At 63.2% G+C, this 19,858-nt stretch carries 11 protein-coding genes; 4 read left to right on the plus strand and 7 right to left on the minus strand.

All coding sequences use genetic code 11. The features are described 5' to 3' along the window. Together Q4Q11_RS04720 and Q4Q11_RS04725 are read right to left on the minus strand one after the other, a co-directional pair. Window positions 1-3,329, minus strand: a 3,329-nt coding sequence (locus Q4Q11_RS04720; RefSeq protein ID WP_498568795.1) for a DUF8742 domain-containing protein, incomplete at its 3' end; no start/stop codon positions are given. A gap of 19 nt (window positions 3,330-3,348) precedes the next feature. Next, on the minus strand, window positions 3,349-4,233 hold the full coding sequence (locus Q4Q11_RS04725) for a WYL domain-containing protein (protein ID WP_498568796.1): 885 nt from the start codon (window positions 4,231-4,233) through the stop codon (window positions 3,349-3,351). A gap of 220 nt (window positions 4,234-4,453) precedes the next feature. Between Q4Q11_RS04725 and Q4Q11_RS04730 the strand changes: the two genes are divergently transcribed. The 4 genes from Q4Q11_RS04730 to Q4Q11_RS04745 all read left to right on the plus strand — a co-directional run bounded on the left by Q4Q11_RS04730 (window position 4,454) and on the right by Q4Q11_RS04745 (window position 14,323). After that, the gene (locus tag Q4Q11_RS04730) at window positions 4,454-7,108 is read left to right on the plus strand and encodes a PD-(D/E)XK nuclease family protein (RefSeq protein WP_498568797.1); all 2,655 of its coding nucleotides are present in this window, start codon (window positions 4,454-4,456) and stop codon (window positions 7,106-7,108) included. Beyond that, complete coding sequence (locus Q4Q11_RS04735; RefSeq protein ID WP_498568798.1) at window positions 7,108-10,500, plus strand: UvrD-helicase domain-containing protein; 3,393 nt, start codon at window positions 7,108-7,110, stop codon at window positions 10,498-10,500. Before Q4Q11_RS04730 ends, Q4Q11_RS04735 begins: the two co-directional genes overlap by 1 nt. 14 nt (window positions 10,501-10,514) lie before the next feature. After that, window positions 10,515-13,862: a DEAD/DEAH box helicase gene (locus Q4Q11_RS04740; RefSeq protein WP_498568799.1), complete on the plus strand. Its 3,348-nt coding sequence runs from the start codon at window positions 10,515-10,517 to the stop codon at window positions 13,860-13,862. A gap of 176 nt (window positions 13,863-14,038) precedes the next feature. After that, window positions 14,039-14,323, plus strand: a complete 285-nt coding sequence (locus tag Q4Q11_RS04745) for a helix-turn-helix transcriptional regulator (RefSeq protein ID WP_498568800.1) — start codon at window positions 14,039-14,041, stop codon at window positions 14,321-14,323. Here Q4Q11_RS04745 and Q4Q11_RS04750 read toward each other — a convergent pair. From Q4Q11_RS04750 to Q4Q11_RS04770, 5 genes are all read right to left on the minus strand, one after another. Continuing rightward, on the minus strand, window positions 14,301-15,557 hold the full coding sequence (locus tag Q4Q11_RS04750) for a tyrosine-type recombinase/integrase (RefSeq protein WP_498568801.1): 1,257 nt from the start codon (window positions 15,555-15,557) through the stop codon (window positions 14,301-14,303). The two genes, Q4Q11_RS04745 and Q4Q11_RS04750, sit on opposite strands and share 23 nt — an antisense overlap. Before the next feature lie 317 nt (window positions 15,558-15,874). Then, window positions 15,875-17,437, minus strand: a complete 1,563-nt coding sequence (gene guaA, locus Q4Q11_RS04755; protein WP_113215230.1) for a glutamine-hydrolyzing GMP synthase — start codon at window positions 17,435-17,437, stop codon at window positions 15,875-15,877. Window positions 17,438-17,541: 104 nt separating this feature from the next. Beyond that, entirely contained in the window at window positions 17,542-18,183 is a 642-nt protein-coding gene (locus Q4Q11_RS04760; RefSeq protein ID WP_112508308.1) for a 5'-methylthioadenosine/S-adenosylhomocysteine nucleosidase, read from the minus strand. Beyond that, entirely contained in the window at window positions 18,180-18,641 is a 462-nt protein-coding gene (locus Q4Q11_RS04765; RefSeq protein WP_498568802.1) for a PaaI family thioesterase, read from the minus strand. The genes Q4Q11_RS04760 and Q4Q11_RS04765 overlap by 4 nt, the downstream gene beginning before the upstream one ends. Before the next feature lie 124 nt (window positions 18,642-18,765). Further along, complete coding sequence (locus Q4Q11_RS04770; protein ID WP_498568803.1) at window positions 18,766-19,857, minus strand: DUF1513 domain-containing protein; 1,092 nt, start codon at window positions 19,855-19,857, stop codon at window positions 18,766-18,768. Window position 19,858 lies beyond the last annotated feature (1 nt).

A 19,858-nucleotide genomic window follows, 5' to 3' on the forward strand; every position in this document is an offset into this window, starting at 1 on the left:
GTGATGACCTCCTGCCGCGTGACCATCACGCTGTCGGCGCCATCGATGCGCCCCTTGACCTCGATGAAGCGCAGGTGTCCTGACTTCGGGTCATGCGAGGCGATGTCGTAGCCGATCTTCTGAGCAGAGACGTCGGCCGGCTCGTTGCCCAACGCCCGCTCTGCCGCCATGACGGCTTCCATCGCCGCAAGCTCGATCTCTCGGCGCGCAGCGGGATCTTCCGCGAAATGGTTCCGAATGCTTGGCGCCTGACGTGCTTCCAGCAGCCCCCGCGGGATGACGACCATGCCGCCCCGCACGCGCGGCGACTGCGATGAGATGAACCGCTCCCGCTCAAGCTGGTCCATGCGGCGCTTCTGCCGTTCCGCAAGGTCTTCGGCCCGGCGCTGGGCATTCTGCCAGTTCACCCGCGTCTTCTTGCCGGCCCGCTCCTCTTCCTTCAGCTCGAAGGCGCGCGAGTCCCAGTAATTGATCTCCTTCTTGAGGCGCGCGCGAACTTCCTGCTCGACCTTTTCGATCTCGGGCAGGCGCCGCGCCTTGACCTCAGCGACATGACCCTGGGCCAATTCGACCGTCGCAAACCGGATCGCGGCCTTCTCCAGATCGGTAGTCAGCCAACTCTCATCCAGAAGATCGCGCACGCTGGCGACCTCCTCCGCCTTGGCGGGGCGCAGATTCAAATGCGGTGCGATGCCCGCGTTGACAGTGTTCCCTGCCTTGTCGATGGCGGCGAATTGGAGCCGCTGCGAAATCACATGCGGCTTGCCCACGCTGGTGACGCGGCCGTCCTGGACGATGTGCTCCAGCAGGAAGATCGCCGACAGCGCGTCGCCAGCGTCGGTATCGTCCACCAGGATCGCGCCCTGCCGCATAATCTGCTCATACTGCTCGCGGATCAGGCTGATCACAGCTTCGAGCAGCGGATGGCCGGGGACGACGAAAGCCGCGACCGGCTGCTGATTGATCTTGTCCTTCTCGAAGCAGATCCGCTCATATTGCGTCTGGAGCGGCGCGCCGGTTCCGGTCTGGCGATCTCGTTCGCGGATACGCACCGGCACATGGGCGATCTCCCATCGCCCTTCCTCGCGGCGCTTGATCCGGCCACCCAGATGCTGGAATGCCTCGACGAAGAAGCTCTGGATGTGATGCGGCTGAAGGCGCAGCGCCTCGGCACGCTCCATTTCAAGGCGCAGTTCCTCGACCCTCGCCTCCGGCATGGTGTCGTTGGTCAACGCCCGGCGGCGCAGCAGTTCGAGCAAGTTAGCCTGGTCGACGGCACCATCGACCTGTTGAAACAGACGCGCCTTGACCTCTTCCTTCTCGCCATACTGGATCGCCTCGAACAGCAGATCCTTGAGCGCCACACCGTCGAACAATTCGCCAAGTACATCATAGACGCGGCCGCCCAGTGCCTCGCGCGCCGCTTCCAACTTTTCGAGCAGCCGCGCATAAACCTCGCCCTCGCGCGTATCGGCCGCGACAAGATTCCAGAGGTGGCAAACCTCCGTCTGGCCGATGCGGTGGATGCGGCCGAACCGCTGCTCGATCTTGTTCGGATTCCACGGCAGGTCGTAGTTGACCATGAGATGACCACGCTGAAGGTTAACGCCTTCGCCAGCCGCGTCGTTAGCGATCAGGACAAGCATGTCTTTGTCCTGCATGAAGCGCTCGACGACCTTGCGCCGTTCTTCGCGTGACACGCCGCCGTGGATCACTTCCACGGCCTCGGGATTGCCGAGCCGCGCCCGCACCTTGTCGAGCAGGTAGTGGAGCGTGTCCTTGGGCTCGGTGAAGATGATCAGCTTGCGGCGATTGCCGGCGGCATCGACCATGAGATCGTCGTCGAGGATACGATTAAGCTGGCTCCACTTCGTATCCACGCCGGAGCGCAGCACGCCTAGCGCCATGGATTCCAGGCCCTTCAGCGTCTCCACCTCGAGGGCGAGCTGCTCGACCGTTTCAGCCGTCGTCGCGCCTGTCGAGATCAGATCCTCAAGTTCGTCGATCTCCTCCTGACCATATTCCTCGATGTTGCGCAGCATATCGGCGTTGACCGCCGGTTCACCCATGCCGGCACGGCGCCCTTTGGCGGCAAGGCGCGCCTCGCCAAGCTCGTTCTCCAATCGCTCGCGACGACGCTTGAGGGACTGGTAGATGGCGGCCGGCGAAGACGCGAGGCGCCGCTGGAGAATCTGCAAGGCGAAGCCGACATTGTTGCGCTTCTTGCCGTCACCCTCCGCGAACCGCTGCACGCGGTTCATCTCAGTGCGCACATACTCAGTGACTGCGGTGTAGAGCGCAGCCTCCCCTTCCGAGAGCTGATATTTGACGGTGCGCGCCCGCCGCTCGGGGAAGAGCGGCCGGCCGTCAAACTTCAGCAATTCCTCCTTCGTCAGCCGCCGCATCATATCTTCGGTGTCGGCATAGTGGACGCCATCTCGGAACCGGCCCTCGAACCGATCGCCGTCGAGCAGGGCCATGAAGAGCTGGAAATCCTCCTCCTTGCCGTTGTGCGGCGTCGCCGACATCAGCAGCAGGTGCCGGCAGACCTGGCCGAGCTTTTGACCAACCTGATAGCGTCGCGTGTATTTGACTTCGCCGCCGAAATAGGTGGCCGACATGCGATGCGCTTCGTCGCAGATGATCAGGTCCCATTCGCGCGCGCTCATGAGCTTCTCTTGAAGCTCCTCGTTGCGCGCAAGCACGTCGAGACGGACGATCAACCGATCCCGGTCGCTGAATGGGTTGCCCGAACGCGAGTTCTCAATCATGTCGCGTGAGAGAATGTCGAATTCGAGATTGAATTTCTGGCCGAGTTCGTCCTGCCATTGTTCGACCAGGCTACCCGGTGCGACGACGAGACAACGCTCGAGATCGCTGCGGGCAATCAGCTCCTTCATCAACAGTCCGGCCATGATTGTTTTGCCGGCGCCGGGATCGTCTGCGAGGAGGAAGCGAAGCGGCTGCCGCGGCAGCATTTCGCCGTAGACCGCCGAAATCTGGTGCGGTAGCGGATCGACCAGGCTCGTATGGATCGCCAGATACGGGTCGAAATAATGTGCCAGCTTGATGCGGTTGGCTTCCGTCACTAGACGCAGCAGCGCGCCATCGGCGTCGAACGACCAAGGCCGACCGCTCTGCTCGACCTCAAGGCGATGTTCGTCGTCACGATAAAGAACAGCCTCGGCCACTGCGCCGTTGTGATCGCGGTAAACGACGCTGATCGCCTGATCGCCGATCCAGTCGACCGAAACGACATGCACAGCCTGCGCCGAGGAAACGCCCCGCACAGATGCGCCGTTCTTCACCTCCTCAAGTCTTGCCGCCATTAGTCAGCGCCCCCATTCATCATAGCTGAAGCTCCGCCTTCTCAAGCGCAGCCTCAGTTTCTTTGCGGTTTATTGTCACGATATGCTGCGTATGGGCGCTGTGTTTTGCGGCGTCACCAAGCAAACCAAGACGCTTCAAAACATAGAACAGCATTGCGTAACGAACTGTGAGCACGCCATTACCGTGATCGAGCCCATAGTCCTTGGCGACAACCTTCTTCTGACTCGCCGTGAGGGCGGGATGCGGGCCTATGATGACGTCAAAATAATTGTTCCAAAGCCAGTCCCGTTCACCGGTTTCCCCCGGCTCACCCTTCGCGCCAACATCCAGAATACGCGGCAGCAGGAAATCCTTGAACTTGTGCTCAAGGTGGCAATAGGCCCGGGCGTGCCAGCGGAAACCATCATAGCCGAATGCGTGGGGCGTGATCCGGCGCCAAATAGGGTCCGGTCGCACCTTATTCATCGACTGATAGAAGACCTCGACCGAGACTCCTTCACGGCTGGCGTCGAGGATCTTGCGCAAAACCTCAATGTCGATATCCCGCCTGGGGGTCAGCGCAACGTCGGCGCTGGGAAGTGCCGCAATCCAGGAATCATGTGACGGCACAGCGCCTTCGGCCACCGAGCGAAGCTGCGCGAGATAGACATAGGGGTCTGGGTCGAGAAAGCGCAGCACGAACTTATCGGCGGCGACATAGCGCTTGCCGCGCGTGTCGTATTCCATGTTTCCCGGCGCCCGCTCCTGATAGAGCGTCAGATCCTTCGACGCTTGGGGAACCGACACACCAAAGACTTCCACGAGGTCGGCGCGGTTGATGGAGCCCTCCCAGAACAACCGGAACTCAATAAATTCAAGCCGGCGCCCCACCCCCCATTTCAACGCCGTTGCGGCCTCTGCCATTGTTTCCGCCTCGCGCAAGTGGGAATAAAAACTATATGGACACGTCGCTATGGTCCGTGTAATTATTATTCCCATTACAGGCGTTCGTCAACGGGTGATGGGACGCGAAGTGGGGGCAAGTCATGCAGGGGCGCCGCTCGAAAAGCCAAATCGGCGGACGGCGGTTGCTTCCGGCGACTCACCGCCCCGGCAATAGGCAGCTCCCGGAAGGAGAGAGGTCGTGACGATTACGAGTCGATCCACCCTAGTCGTCCATGGCCGCCTCGCCATGCGGGAAAGCCGACTGGCGGCGGGCCGTGACAATCGTCACGGCCTCCAGGTCATGTCTTTTGAACAGGCGGCCGTCAGGTTGGCCGGCGGCTTCGCTAGGCCGATCGACGACGAGAGCCTGCGCGCGGCCATTCAGGCGGCCCTTCCGGTGACGCCGATGGGCGAACTGGAGAGCATCAAAGCTCTTCCTGGCATGATCGACGCGGCTGCCGACACGCTGCACAAGGCTTGGCGCGCAGGCATAAACCTCGCCGCTCAAGCGGGCGATCATCCGCGTCTCGGCGCCATCGCGCGCTTGGAAGCCGCCGTCCTCGACCTGCTTCCGTCTGGCATGATGCGCCCGGTCGACATCGTCGATGCCGCGACCGCGCGTATCGGTCATGCGCCGACGGTCATCGGACCGATGGAAATCACGGGCCTCACCGAACTCTCGCCCTGCTGGAGGCCGCTGCTCCAGGCCCTCACCGCCCTTACTCCAGTGCAGTGGACGGCCGGCCCGAGGAGTGTTCCCGCATGGCTGAACGACACGGGCGTCACTATCGCGCGCTCACCGGCGCAAATGCCGGAGATCAGCGCCGTGAGTGCGGCGACGGCCTATCACGAGGCCATTGAGGCGATGCGTTGGGCACGGAGCCTGCTCGTCTCCGGCGTGTCTCCTGCACAGATTGCCATCGCGACCGCGTCGCCCGCAGACTACGACGATCATTTCCTGGCCCTGCGCGCCGACGCCAATATCGATCTGCACTTCGTTCACGGCGTTCGCACGGTCGCCACCCGCGAGGGCCAGGCGGCCGCGGCGCTGGCCGACATCGTCGTTCGCGGCCCGTCTCAGTCGCGGTTGCGCCGCGTCGCGGCGCTGTGCCGGGACACAGGTCCTTTCGAAACTCTGCCTGAAGGCTGGCTGCGCGTCTTGCCGACTGACGCGCCTCTCTCCACGGCCAGTGCCTGGAACCGCCTGCTGATCAGGCTGAAGCCGGAGGACTGGCCCGACGGCGCGGACCACACTTCGGCGCTGCGCGCGGCGGTCGAGCTGCTTGCGAGAGGACCGGACGCTGCGACCGAGATCGGCGAAGCCTTCCTCAAGGGCCGGGCGCGTGCAATCTGGCGCAAAGCCCTGCTCGCCGGCCCCGCCGCGTCGATTGACGCCACATTGGAGTCCCTGAAGCAGGACGACGGACTGGAGGCGTGCGTCTGCGTCGCCTGGATGCCAGCCAGCGCGCTCGCGGCGTCGCCTCGCCGCTTCGTGCGGCTCCTGGGGCTCAATTCCTCGCGCTGGCCGCGCGGGATTGCCGAGGACCGGCTGATCCCCGACCACATCATCCCGACCCCGGTACTCGATCCGCTCCCGGTGAATCTCGCCGACCGCCGCGACTTCGAGACGATCCTCGCCACGACGGCCGACAACATTGTTCTCTCACGCGCACGGCGCGACAGCGATGGCCGTCTCTTGGGGCGCAGCCCTTTGCTCGCCGGCCATGGCGATGAAACCTACCTCCGCCGCAACGCGACGCCGGCGCATGCCTTCAGCGAGACCGACCGCCTCATGGCCCGGCCCCAGGAATTCGGCGCCGATTCGCAAGCCGTCGGCGCGCAAGGCTGCTGGCTCGACTGGCGGCGAGCGGAGATCACGGCCCATGACGGGCTCGTCCGGGCGGACCATCCGCTCGTTCTCGCCATCCTCGGCCGTACCCAATCGGCCAGTTCGCTTCGCCGCCTGCTGCGCAATCCGCTCAGCTTCGTGTGGGTCTATGCCTTCGGATGGCGCGAGCCACAGAGCAGCGCCGAACCGTTGGTGCTCGACGCGCTCGGTATTGGCGATCTTGTCCACATGGTTCTCGACCGCGCTTTGCGCGATCTCGAAGCCGACAGCGGACTGTCTTCCGCCGACACGGAGACCATTGATGCAGCGGTAGCAAGGGCCGCCGGAGCGGTCGCCGCCGATTGGGAAAGCGAGCGTCCGGTCCCGCCGGCCGTCATCTGGGGGCGCACCCTCGACGATGCCCGCATGTTGGCAGGCCGCGCCTTGTCCTATGGCGACGATGTCCTGCCAGGTGCGCGCGCCTACGGCGAGGTGCCGTTCGGCGGTTTGGAGCCGAAGTCCGATGCGGAGACGCCGTGGGATGCGACCACACCGGTCACGATTCCAGATACCGGCTTCAATATCGCCGGCTATATCGACCGGCTCGATATCTCCGGCGATGGCCGGCGCGCGCTCGTCCGCGACTACAAGACCGGCCGCCCCCCACGAGGCGACATCCGGCTGAATGGTGGACGAGAGCTTCAGCGCTGCCTCTATGCCTTCGCGGTGAAGGCGCTCCTCGGCGACGACGTCGCCATCAGCGCCTCGCTGCTCTACCCGCGCGAGCCGATCGATCTCCAGCTCGACGATCCCGAGGCCGTGCTCTCGGAGATCACGGGCTATCTCCGTGCTGCAGGGATAAGCCTCGCTGGCGGCGCGGCCCTGCCTGGCCCGGACACCGGTGGCGACTATGACGACCTCGCCTTCGCCCTGCCGGCCAACGCCGGCGCCACCTATTGCAAACGCAAAATGCCGGCCGCGACGGAGCGGTTGGGCGAAGTCGCTCAAATCTGGGAGGCGGAATGATGAGCAGCGTGTCCAAGGTGCTGAAGGACGACGGCGCGCGCCGCGATGCGATTAGCCTCCATGATCGCTCGATCCTGGTCGAAGCTGGCGCTGGTTCGGGCAAGACCGCCGTCATGGCCGGCCGCATCACCGCCATGCTGGCCGAAGGCGTCGCGCCACATTCCATCGCCGCCGTCACCTTCACCGAACTCGCCGCGAGCGAGCTGTTGTCGCGTGTCCGCGAGTTCGTCGCCGATCTCTCAGCTGGCACGATCGGGACCGAGCTGCGCGTGGCGCTGCCCGATGGGCTGTCCCAGGCCCATCGCGATAATCTTGCCGCCGCCAGCGCCGCGATCGACGAAATCACCTGCTCGACTATCCACGGCTTCTGCCAGCGCCTGATCAAGCCCTATCCGGCGGAGGCCGACATCGATCCGGGCGCCGGCGTCATGGATCGCAACCAGGCCGACCTCACCTTCCTCGAAATTGTCGATGGCTGGCTGCGCGAACGCCTGTCCGGCGGTCAGGGCGGCATCCTGGCCGAGATGGTGCTGCACAGCCCCGGCGAAACCGTGGCGTCCATCCATAAGATCGCCGAGAATCTGCGCCGCCGCCCTACGCTAACGGCCCCGCCCGTTTCTCCGCTTGGCGGCCATCTGACAGCGTTCCGACAGGCCACGGCGGATTTCGCGAGCTTCATGGATGGCACGGCGGCGGTCGAGCCGGAAACGGTGACGATCGTCGAGCGGCTGGCCGAAATGGCAACCGCCGTGGCGAACGGTCCCGATCCCGCGGCGCCCGCGGGCCTCGTTCGGCTCCTGACCTCGCGGCCGCACCCGGACCTTTGCACCAAGGCCGGTGCCTTCGCCTCCTACCGCAAGAAGGGCAAATGGGCCGCCGCGGCCAAACAGGCGGGTCTCTCAAAGGTCGACGGCGACCGGCTGAACGACGCCGCCGAGACCCACTACACCGCCTGCTGCGACGCCTGGGTCGCGTTGGTGCAGGCCGCCGCTGGCCAAACCCTGGCGGCGCTGATCGACGAAGCGCGTCCGATCCTGCAACGCTATCGCGACCACAAGCGCGCCAGCGCCCAGCTCGATTTCGACGATCTGATTTTCGCCGCGCGTGACTTGCTGCGTGACCACGATGCCGTGCGCCGGGCGCTGGGGCAGCGTTTCGCCCATGTCCTGGTCGATGAGTTCCAGGACACCGATCCCCTGCAAACCGAAATCTTCTGGCGTCTGTGCGGCGAGCCGGTCGATGGCGATGACGACTGGACCCGGTTCCAAATTCGGCCAGGTGCGCTCTTCCTGGTGGGCGACCCCAAGCAGGCGATCTATCGCTTCCGGGGCGCCGATGTCGGCGCCTATGTCCAGGCGCGCGACGCCTTCCGCGCCCAGGACGCCGACAGCCTTCTGTCGATCTCCACCAATTTCCGCTCCTGCGCCTCGATCCTTACCTTCGTCAACAAGCGCTTCGAGGCCGTGCTCTCGGCCGATGGACAGCCGGGCTTCACCGCACTCGACCCGTTCCATAACGACCGGAGCGGCGTTTGCGTAGCGGCCCTCGACATCGCTGTAGCCGACGAAAACGGCAAGGCCAGCGCCGAACAGCAGCGCGATGCCGAAGCCGACGCCATCGCCGAGCTGTGCGCCCGGCTGATCGAAAGCCACCCCATCATCGACCGTCGCAGTGGCGTGGAGCGCACCTGCCAGCCGGGCGACATCGCCTTGCTGGCGCCGACCGGCGCGGAGCTGTGGCGCTATGAGGAAGCCCTGGAGCGGCGCGGCATCCCCGTGGCAACCCAAGCCGGCAAGGGGCTGTTCCGCCGCCAGGAAATCCAGGACCTGATCGCGCTGACCCGTGTCCTGGCCGATCGCCGCGACACGCTCGCGCTTGGCGCGCTGCTGCGCGGGCCTCTGGTCGGCCTCACCGAGGAAGACCTGCTGGACATCATCTGGGGGCTTCCCCGCTCGGAGGAACAGCCCGATCGGATTCCGCGCCTGGATCTCGGCATCGACCCTGCCGTCATCACTCACTCGCTCGCACGCGAGGTCATCGAGCGGCTACAATCGCTCTCCCGGCGCGGCAACAGCACGACCCCGCACGAACTGCTTTCGCAGGCCGCGGACGTGATGCGCGTCCGCCCGCTTCTCCTCGAGCGCCATCGCGGTCAGGCCGAGCGCGCGCTTGCCAATGTCGATCTCTATCTCAGCCTGTCGACCGGCTACGCCGTGCGCGGCCTGCGCGCGTTTGCCGAGGCCATGACGGCGGCATGGTCCGACGAGGCCCGCGCCGTCGAGGGCCGGCCCGACGCGCAGGAGGAAGCGGTCGCGCTTTTCACCATGCACGCGGCCAAGGGGCTGGAATGGCCGATCGTCATTCCGGTCAACACCATGACCGGCGTCATGGCGCCGGAAAGCGCCGTCCTCGACCGCCAGACTGAGACCTTCTATTGCCCGGTCCTGGGCGTTCCGCCCGAGGGTTACGAGGTCGCGCGGCAGGCGGAAAAGGAGGAGCTGGACCGCGAACGCATTCGGCTCTGGTATGTCGCGGCCACCCGCGCCCGCGAACTTCTCGTTCTGCCCCGGCTCGACGCGACGCCCTCGAAATCTGCCTGGATCGGCCTCGTCGATCTGTCGCTCGCAGAGCTGCCCGGCCTTGATGTCTCTCACCTGCCTGCCGGCATCACGGCGATAGGCGCAGGAGCAAGCAACGCTCAGACGCGCGCGAGCTTCGCAGCCGAAGCCGAAACTATCGCCGCCGCGCAGACGCGATTGATCTGGCTTGCGCCCAGCCGGGATGAGAACGGCGCCGGGGCGGTCCTACAGGAGGAAGAAGCCGCTATTTGGACGGAATCGGCCGACGACCAGCCCCCCGAATTGGAGACATCTACCTCGGTTCAGGGCGGTCGCGAACGCGGCCTGATCCTGCATAAGCTCATGGAAGAGGTGCTGACCGGCGAAACCATGGATGCTGAGGTAGCCTTGGCCGAACGGGCCACGGACCTCATCCGCGCCCTCGGCCGATCTCCGGTCGCCGACCCGGCAAAGGGGCTGTCTGCTGAGGAAGTAGCGGCCTGTGTCGCCCGGACCCTGGCTCTGCCTGACATCGCGGCCCTGCGGCCGGGTCTTCTGGCCGAATTTCCCGTCTATGCCGCGCAGGTGACCGACGGCGTGGAAACCGCAACGGCCGGGATCGCCGACGCGCTGACAGTTGGCGGCGATGGCCGGCCGGTCGTGGTCATCGACTGGAAGAGCGACGTGAACCCCGACGCTCAGACACTCGACCACTATCGGGCTCAGGTCCGCGCCTATCTCGATATGACTGGCGCCGAGCGCGGACTCATCGTTCTGATGACGCGAGGAACGGTGATTGCCGTCTCGCCCTCGCCGCAGACTGTGGCGGCTTGAGGGAGAGAGACACGATGGCCTTCCGCAAGCGACCCACCGGCTCCAACCAGGACGACCTCTTCAACCCCGAGGTCGAATTTCTGCTGCCGGCTCGGCTTGCCATTGACGGCAAGGTGTTGGGAAGCCCTGTGCGCCAGTTGGCGGTTCCAGCGCGGCGTGCTCGTTGCCGGCTGCACCCCTTTGCCATCCGCCGCGTCAATGGTTACGAGACGACCTTGGAATCTGGCGAGATTCTGAAGATCATCAGTGCGAAGACGGCTACGCCATTGGAAGCCGATCTCATTCTCCTTGTGCCCGGCGCAACGGGGCCGGAACAGATCGCCGAAGCGCTCGAACTGGGTGAATACCGGTGGATGAATAAACTACCGACCAGCATCGACACGCTGGATCGTTCCGCGCGCACCGAGCGCCTGAAGGCTGTCTCCGCTTCCTGGATCGATGCGATTCATTTGCGCGAAGGACGAGCTGCGGCGGACGGTCAGCCAGCGCAGCCTGGCTTGCGGCGTCCACAGATCGGCGCGCTTCATGCCGCGCTTGCCCATGCGACGCGATCGACGGATCCCGCCACCATCGTCATGCCAACGGGTACGGGCAAGACCGAGACAATGCTGGCGCTCAATGCCAATCAGCGGTTCGAACGCCTGCTGGTGGTGGTGCCTACCGACGCGTTACGCGAGCAGATCGCGGGCAAATTCGAGACGTTCGGCGTCCTGAAACAGCAGACATGCCTCAATGAGACCGCAGCCTTCCCTTTGGTCATGCGGCTCTCCCATATTCCGACCAGTCAAGCCGAAGTCGATGAAATCTTCGACAGCGCCAATGTGGTCGTCACCACGATGCAGATCGCTGGCCGAGCGGAAGCCCCGGTTCAGGAACGAATGGCGGCCCGTGCATCGGCTTTGTTCATTGATGAGGCGCACCATATCGGCGCGCCGACCTGGTCGCGGTTCCGCGGCCTCTTCATCGACCGGGACCCGCCGCTTCCGATCGTCCAGTTCACCGCCACCCCCTTCCGTGAGGACGGCAGGCGTGTCGATGGCGAGTTCATCTATACCTACCCGCTCAAGAAGGCGCAGGCCGAGGGCTATTTCAAGCCTATCCGGTTCGAGGCTGTGTTCGGGCTCGATCAGCCCGATGCAGACCTTGCGATCGCCGAGAAGCTCGGCGAAGTGCTCCAGGCCGACCTAGAGACCGGCCTCAATCATCTCGCCATGGCGCGTTGCCAGACGATCGAGCGCGCCAAGGATCTCCACCAGATCTATAGCGCGATGTTCCCCGAGTTCCGCCCGGTCATCGTTCATAGCCAGCAGTCGATCCGCGAGCGCCGCGCGAACCTTGCCGCGCTGCGGCGTTTCGAGAGCCGGATCATCGTGTGCGTCGATATGCTGGGGGAAGGCTTCGATCTCCCGGAACTGAAGATCGCGGGCCTGCATGATCCGCACAAAAGCATCGCCGTCACTATCCAGTTCGTTGGCCGCTTCACCCGGCAGGATCCACGCTTGGGCGACGCGACGGTCATCGCCAACACCGGCGTGGACGACATCGATCGGTCGCTCGCCAAACTGTATGCCGAGGACGCCGACTGGAACGCCCTGGTCGAGGCTCTCAGCACAGCCAAAATCGACCGGCAGATTCGGCGCGCCGAGATGTTCAAGGGCTTTGTCGGCGATCTCAGCGACATTCCCTTGCAGACGCTCGAGCCGAAGATGAATGCCGTGGTCTATCGCACGTCTTGCGACGCCTGGGAGCCGCTGCGTGCCGAAGACCTGTATAATCCCGGCGTCTATCTTGGCATGAAGATCAACCCGCATCAGCGGGTGGCCATCTTCGTCACCCGCTCGGAGGAGCAGGCGGGCTGGACGACCGCTCAGCACGCCATCAACGTCGTCTGGGACCTGCATATGATGCACTGGGATCCCGACAAGAAGCTCCTCTATATCAGCAGCTCGGCCAAAGGCCCCTATGACCGTCTGGCCAAGGCTGTCTGCGGTGACACGACACGACGCGTCGAAGGTGAGGAAGTTTTTCGCAGCCTTCATGGTTTCAATCGCCTCATACTGCGGAACCTCGGGCTCACGCACCATCAGGGCCGTGGCGTGCGCTATTCGATGTATATGGGCGTGGACGTCGCCGACGGGTTGGACACCGCGAAATCGCAATCCCGTATCAAGAACAACGTCTTTGCGACCGGTTTCCTTGATGGCGTGCCGACCTCGCGCGGTTGCTCGGCCAAAGGAAAGTTCTGGTCAATCTCCCCGGTTCGAGACCTCACAGACTGGGTCGAGTGGTGCAGCGACATCGGCACGGCCGTCAACGATCCAGGCATCACCACCGATGGCGTCTTCAAAAGCGCCATGCGCCCCCGCCAGATCAACGAGCGGCCGAGCGTTCCACCCGTCGCGATCCACTGGCCGGAATCCCTGCTGACACAGATCGAAGACCGGATTGAGATCAGCTTCGACGACCTCCCCGCACCGTTCGTGGAATGCGACATCGAACTCGTCGGCCACGAAGCCACCGGGCCGCTGCGCTTCGCAGTGCGCAGCGACACGCAGATCGCCGAGTTCGAAATCGTGTTCGCGGAAGGCGGCGCCCGTTATCCGCAACGATCAGGGCCGAAGGCGACGATCAAGGTCGGCGGCAAGGTTAAGACGCTGTCGGAGTCTTTTGGCGAAGACTCCCCGCAGATTGATTTCGGGGACGGCTCTCTCCTGATCTACAGCCACCTCTATGCGCTGCCCGACGGTGTTCAGGTCGAGCCTTATCCTTCAGATCGAATTGAAGCGTGGAGCTGGTCCGGGACCGATATCCGAACAGAATCGCAAGGATTAGGAAAACTCACAGATTCCGTCCAGCGGCGCGTCATCGAGACCTTGCTCGCCGATGGAGATGGAGACGCATACGATCTGATTTTCGACGACGATGGAGCCGGAGAGATCGCCGATGTGGTGACGCTCCGCGTCACCGAAGGCCTTATCCAGGTCACGCTCCATCATTGCAAGTTTTCGAGCGCCGACACACCCGGTGCCCGCGTGAAAGATCTCTACGAAGTTTGCGGGCAAGCCCAGAAATCCGCCCGCTGGCGCGATCGACCCAGCCGCATGTTCACGCATATGCTTAGGCGTGAGAAGCTGCGCCTCGACAAGGGGCAAAGCTCTCGCTTCGAGCATGGGAATGCCGCATTCCTCAAAAGGTTGAAAGCGAGCTGGCAGGACTATCGCTACGAATATGACGTCCGCATCGTTCAGCCAGGCCTATCTCGGTCGGCGATCACCGAGGAAGGCCTGCATCTGCTGGCCGGGGTCGAGACCTATCTGCTGGAGACCCGTGCGATGAAACTAAGGGTCATTGGCAGCGCATAGCCGCCACAGCGCGCCTCATGCCCACACATCAGTCAGCCGCCGGTGCAGGTGCGACCACGCCCCGTCCGATTTGCACGCTAGAACACGACGCACTTCTACACCCACCGATTCTAGCTTCCATTCCACATCATCTATCGCCTTCTATCCCTCAAGGCAGATGGATGAAGGATTCTCAGATGAAGCACCAAGTCGAAACTGTCGTTAAGCGGACGATCCGGCGGCATCAACTCCGTGAAATGGTCCCGCTTGCCGACACGACGATCTATGACATGGAACAGCGCGGCGAATTTCCTCAGCGCTTCTACCTCACGTCACGCTGCGTGGTCTGGGATCTTTCCGAAGTCCAAGCCTGGCTGGAAGAACGGCGCCACGCCTCACGCGCCAAGGCTGTGAAGCGCGCCCCCATGCCCGACGTCCAACTCCGCAAAATCCGCCCCGTCAAACATCTGGCTCGGGCGTAAGCAGTTCCATTGTCGGCGGGTAAAGGGTCGGCGTGTATTTCTGGCCGGCAACCCAGGCGTCCACCAGGTTGGACCATTCCTGCATCATGTGCCGGCGTTGATGCTCGTATTCAGCCTTGTTGTAGATGCCCCGCGACGATCGCCCATCCTCGTGCGCCAGGCATTTCTCGATCCAGTCGCTGTTGAAGCCCAACTCGTTCAGCAGGGTTGAGCCCGTCCGGCGGAGATCGTGGACCGTAAACGACTCTAGCGGCAGCCCTTCTTTCTTGGCCCTTTCGACCACTGCCGTCGTGATCCGATTGAAGGTCGCGCGCGACATGGGGGCGTCGGCGTCATAGCGCGACGGAAGGACGTACTTCGAATTTCCGGCGCAGGTCTTGAGGGCGATGAAGATGTCGAGCATCTGCTGCGACAGATAGACATTGTGCGCCCTCGAGCGCTTCATCCGCTCCTTCGGGATCGACCAGACGGCGTTCTCGAAATCGACCTCATCCCAGACAGCATCCTGCAATTCGCTCTTCCGTACCATCGTCAGCAGGAACAGCTTCATCCCGAGCCGGATCGTCGGCAGCGTCGCCACATGCTCGAGTTGCCCGAGCATGATGCGGATCTCCGAGGGAGATAGCGACCGATCCCTCGGAACGAAGTGGGCGATCGAAGCCGGGCCAACGTCTTCGGCCGGATTAGCGACCTTCTCTCCGTGCAGGATGGCGAAGTCGAAGACCAGTTTCACGATGTCCCTGACATGGACCGCCGTTGCCGGCGCCCCACGCTCCTTCACCTTCGCGCACAGCCCTCGCAAATCCTCCGGCAAGATTTCCGGCAACAACCGACTGCGAAACGCCGGAAGGATGTCGCGCTCAAAGACCGATCGACGCATGGCCCGCGTACTATCGGCCATCCGTGCCTCCTGGAGCCATCGCTCGCCGAACTCGCCAAAGCTCTTTGCCTCCTGAATGCGACGTTTTTCGCGCTGCTTCTCTTGGGCCGGCGAGCGGCCTTCCGAGATGGCCCGCCTTGCATCGATCAGCTTTTCACGCGCCCGCGCCAGGGACAGGCCAGCGGGGCCATAGCGGCCGAGCGTCAACGTCTCACGGCGGCCGTTTAGCCGATAGTCCAAACGGAAAACGACCGCGCCCGAGGGCTGAACTACGACGTACATACCGTCACGATCCACGATCTTGTATAATTTGTCTTTTGGTTTCAGCGCTTTAATGGCTGCGTCAGTTAGCATCTGCGTCCTCCAAATCGGTCAAAAAATGCTGGAGAGCGCCCAATTATACCGTCAGACCAAAAATTGACTTCCTGATCTAATTTTTTCGTTATTTTTCAGCATATTATGCCAAAAAATATACCGTCATAAGCTCTCTTGCCTCTGACGGTATATGCGATTTTCGGCTGAGGCAAGATGCACCATACCGTCAGCCATACCGTCATTCCGGAGGCTAACCCGGCGATAGACGACGAAAGATGCCGAGATGTTTATTTATATATTTCAGTGCGTTATGTCGTGTTCCGGCGTATTTTCGGATACGCTAGGAGGGGCAAAAATCATTCCCACTCGATCGTGCCGGGCGGCTTCGAGGTGACATCGTAGACCACGCGGTTGATGCCGCGGACTTCGTTGATGATGCGGGTGGCGGCGCGGCCCAGGAATTCCATGTCGTAGTGATAGAAATCCGCGGTCATGCCGTCGACGGAGGTGACGGCGCGTAGCGCACAGACGAATTCGTAGGTGCGGCCGTCGCCCATGACGCCGACGGTCTGAACCGGAAGCAGCACGGCGAAGGCCTGCCAGATCGCGTCGTAGAGGCCTGCCTTGCGGATTTCGTCGAGATAGATGGCGTCGGCTTCGCGCAGGATTTCCAGCTTCTCGCGGGTGATGCCGCCGGGGCAGCGGATCGCGAGGCCGGGGCCGGGGAAGGGGTGGCGGCCGATGAAGCTGTCGGGCAGGCCGAGCTCCTTGCCGAGCACCCGCACTTCGTCCTTGAAGAGTTCGCGTAGCGGCTCGACGAGCTGCATCTTCATGCGCTCCGGCAGTCCGCCGACATTGTGATGCGACTTGATGGTGACCGAAGGCCCGCCGGTGAAGGAAACGCTCTCGATGACATCGGGATAGAGCGTGCCCTGGCCGAGGAAATCGGCGCCGCCGAGCTTCTTGGCTTCTTCCTCGAAAGTCTCGATGAAGAGCCGGCCGATGATCTTGCGCTTGGTCTCGGGGTCGGAAACCCCCTCGAGTTCGCCGATGAAGCGGTCGGAAGCATCGACATGCAGGAGATGCAGATTGTAGTGCTCGCGGAACATGGCGACGACATTGGCCGCCTCGTCCTTGCGCATCAGGCCATGGTCGACGAGGATGCAGGTCAGCTGGTCGCCGACGGCCTCGTGGATCAGCAGCGCGGCAACGGAGGAATCGACGCCGCCGGACAGAGCGCAGATGACGCGCTTGTCGCCGACCTGATCGCGGATCGCCTGAACCGCCTTGGCGCGGTAGGCCGACATCGACCAGTCGCCCTTGATGCCGGCGATGTTATGAATGAAGTTGCCGATCAGCTTGGCGCCGTCGGGCGTATGCACGACTTCCGGGTGGAACTGCACGCCGTAATATCTGCGCTTCTCGTCGGCGATGAAGGCGTAAGGCGCGTTCGAGGAGGTGGCGACCACTTCGAAACCTTCCGGCAGCGCCGTCACGCGATCGCCATGGCTCATCCAGACCTGATGGCGCGAGCCGTTCGACCACAGCCCTTCGAAGAGAGCACAATCCTTGTCGACTTCCAGGAAGGCACGGCCGAATTCGCGATGATGGCCGCTCTCGACCTTGCCGCCGAGCTGCATGCACATGGTCTGCTGGCCGTAGCAGATGCCGAAGACCGGGATGCCGCTGTCGAAGATGATCTGCGGCGCTCGCGGCGAGCCTTCGTCAACGGTCGAGGCCGGGCTGCCGGACAGGATCACGGCCTTCGGCTGCAGCCGCTTGAAGCCGGCTTCGGCGGATTGAAAGGGAACGATTTCGCAGTAGACGCCTGCTTCGCGCACACGCCGCGCGATGAGCTGCGTCACCTGGCTGCCAAAATCGACGATGAGAACGGTGTCTGGATGTGCTGTCTGGGTCATGGCGAGCCTTTAATGAAAAGCGCTTTCCCTGGCAATCGGGCAAATCACGCACGCGGTGATTTTATTGTCCCGATTGTCCTTACTTATGCTTGGCCTCCGGCCTCTCAGAACCAGAATACCCCGTCTTCCAGTGCCGTAAACAGTCCGTCGACGGCATAGGAGAGCTTGCGGTCGATCACATGCAGATATTCGGTCCAGTCGGAGATGTGCTGAAGTTCGACCTTCCCGTCGGAAATTCCGCGCAGGCCGATCAGCGGCAGGCTGTAGGTCTGGCAGGCGCGCAGCACGGCGAAAGTTTCCATATCGACCATGTCGGTGCCGATGCGTTCATAAGCTTCCAAGCCGGAGATGATGTTGGCGCCCGTCGAAAGGCTGCCCTCGGCAATGGTGGGGATGCGCAGCGGCAATTCGATCGTTGCCGGCAGATCGAGGAAGGGCGTGCGGCCCCTCTCGAAGCCGAGCGGCGAGGCATCCATGTCGCGGTAGGATACCGAGGTCACCTGGTAGACTTCCGTCTGCTCCAGCTTGGCGGAGCCGGCCGAGCCGAGCGAAACCACGAGATCTGGAAGATCGCCTTGGGCCTCCAGCTGGCCGATGGCGCGGGTGAGCGTGATCGCCGCTTCGACAGGGCCGACGCCCGTCATCAGCGGATCGATGCGCGAGCGCAGGAAGGGTCCGTACTCGGCTTCGGCCGCCATCACGAACAGGATCGATTTGCCCGACACCCGCTTCAATTCGAATTTCATCCGCTAATTCCCTCTCTGCCCCGGATGACCATCATCGTTCCCGTCATCGAGGCAATCAGTTTGGCCGGCCCGTCGCCGATGGCGTAGCCGCGGCCGTCGGCGACGATGATCGTCGTGCCGGGCTTGGTAACATCGCCACGAAACAGGAAGCGCTCGCCGCGCCCCGGCGACATCAGGTTGACCTTGAATTCGATCGTAAGGATCGATGCAGAGGGATCGATGACGCTGTAGGCGGCAAAGCCGCAGGCCGAATCCAGCGCGGCGGCAATGATGCCGGCGTGCAGAATGCCATGTTGCTGCGTCAGCTTGATATCGAAGGGCAGTTCTATCTCGACCGTACCGTGCTCGACACGCGTCAGCTCCGCGCCGATCGTCGCCATCGCTGCCTGCCGCGCGAAGCTCGTTCGGATACGGCTCCGAAAATCGCCGTTGGTCCCCGTCTCGTCTACCCCTGTCATGCAGTCCCCTTTCGCGGGTGCGAAATTGGCACGGAGAGGCCGTTTGGACAAGGGACATCTATCGCGAAAGAAAACCTTTTGAACGCCGCCACTGAGTCTCCTTGAGGCATCGATGGCGATCTGTCTAGGCTGGCCGCTTGATCCTGACGATATGCTGGTCCCAGGCGACATCGCTATGCGAGCCGAGGAAATCACCGTCATAGGAGGAAACGGCAAAGCCATGCTGGGCCGGTGCGATCCCGGCTGCATCGGCGACGCTTTCCACCTTCAGCACCTTGCCGGTCCTGGCATCCAGCGTCACCGAGGTCCCCTCGACCGGCGATGTCACGCCGACGAGGTTTTCGGCGCGATTGACGGCAATCGCGCCGACGTAATTGCCGAGCGCCCGCGTCGTATCGTCGGGCAGGGTGACGAAACGCAGGTCCTCGCCCGGCGCGAAGTGGCCGACGAGCGGCGGCAAGTCGTTGCGGTGGCCCTCATACTGGCAGGCGAACCAGACCCGGCCGCTGGCATCGATATCGACATGGCGCGTCGAGACGTGGGCATATTGCGCCGGCAGCGTGTGTTTCTCGATCAGCCGGCCGCTGGCGGCGTCGATCAGCGTCAGCGACGGTTCCATGTGGTCGAGGTTGAGCTTGGTGCGGCCGAAATCCGGATGGGTCTCGATGCCGCCATTGGCGACGATCAGATACCGGCCATCATCCGAAACCGTCATATCGTGCGGGCCGACGCCATAGGTCTCGTATTCGCCGATGCGGGCGAAGCGGTTGCCGCTGTCATAAAGCCCGATGATGCCGCGGTTGTTGTCGAAATCGTTCTCGCTGGCATAAAGCAGCCTGCCATCGGGCGAAAACGTGCCATGCCCGTAGAAATGCCGGCCCTCCTCGGCGGAAATGACGATGGGCTCGGCCTTGTTCCAGGGGTCGAAGATCATCGCATAGGTGCCGGGGCGGCGCGCAAAGGCGACGGTCTTGCCGGTCGCCTTCGAAAAGGCCATGCCATGCGCGCGGGCGGGCAGGGCGACCTGATCGACGATGCGCCCCTGTTCCGTCACCGTGGCGACGGCAAACGAACCGTCTGCTCTCCGGATGCCCGAGGCGTAGACAGCATCGGCCCGCTCCAGCGCCATCAAGGCACCGGGCTTCAGCGTCGCGAGGAAGGTCAGCCCCGCAGCTTTGACGAAGGCTCTCCGATCGATGAGGCCGCTGCGTATCACG

This window comes from Rhizobium sp. UFLA01-1127, assembly GCF_059803845.1.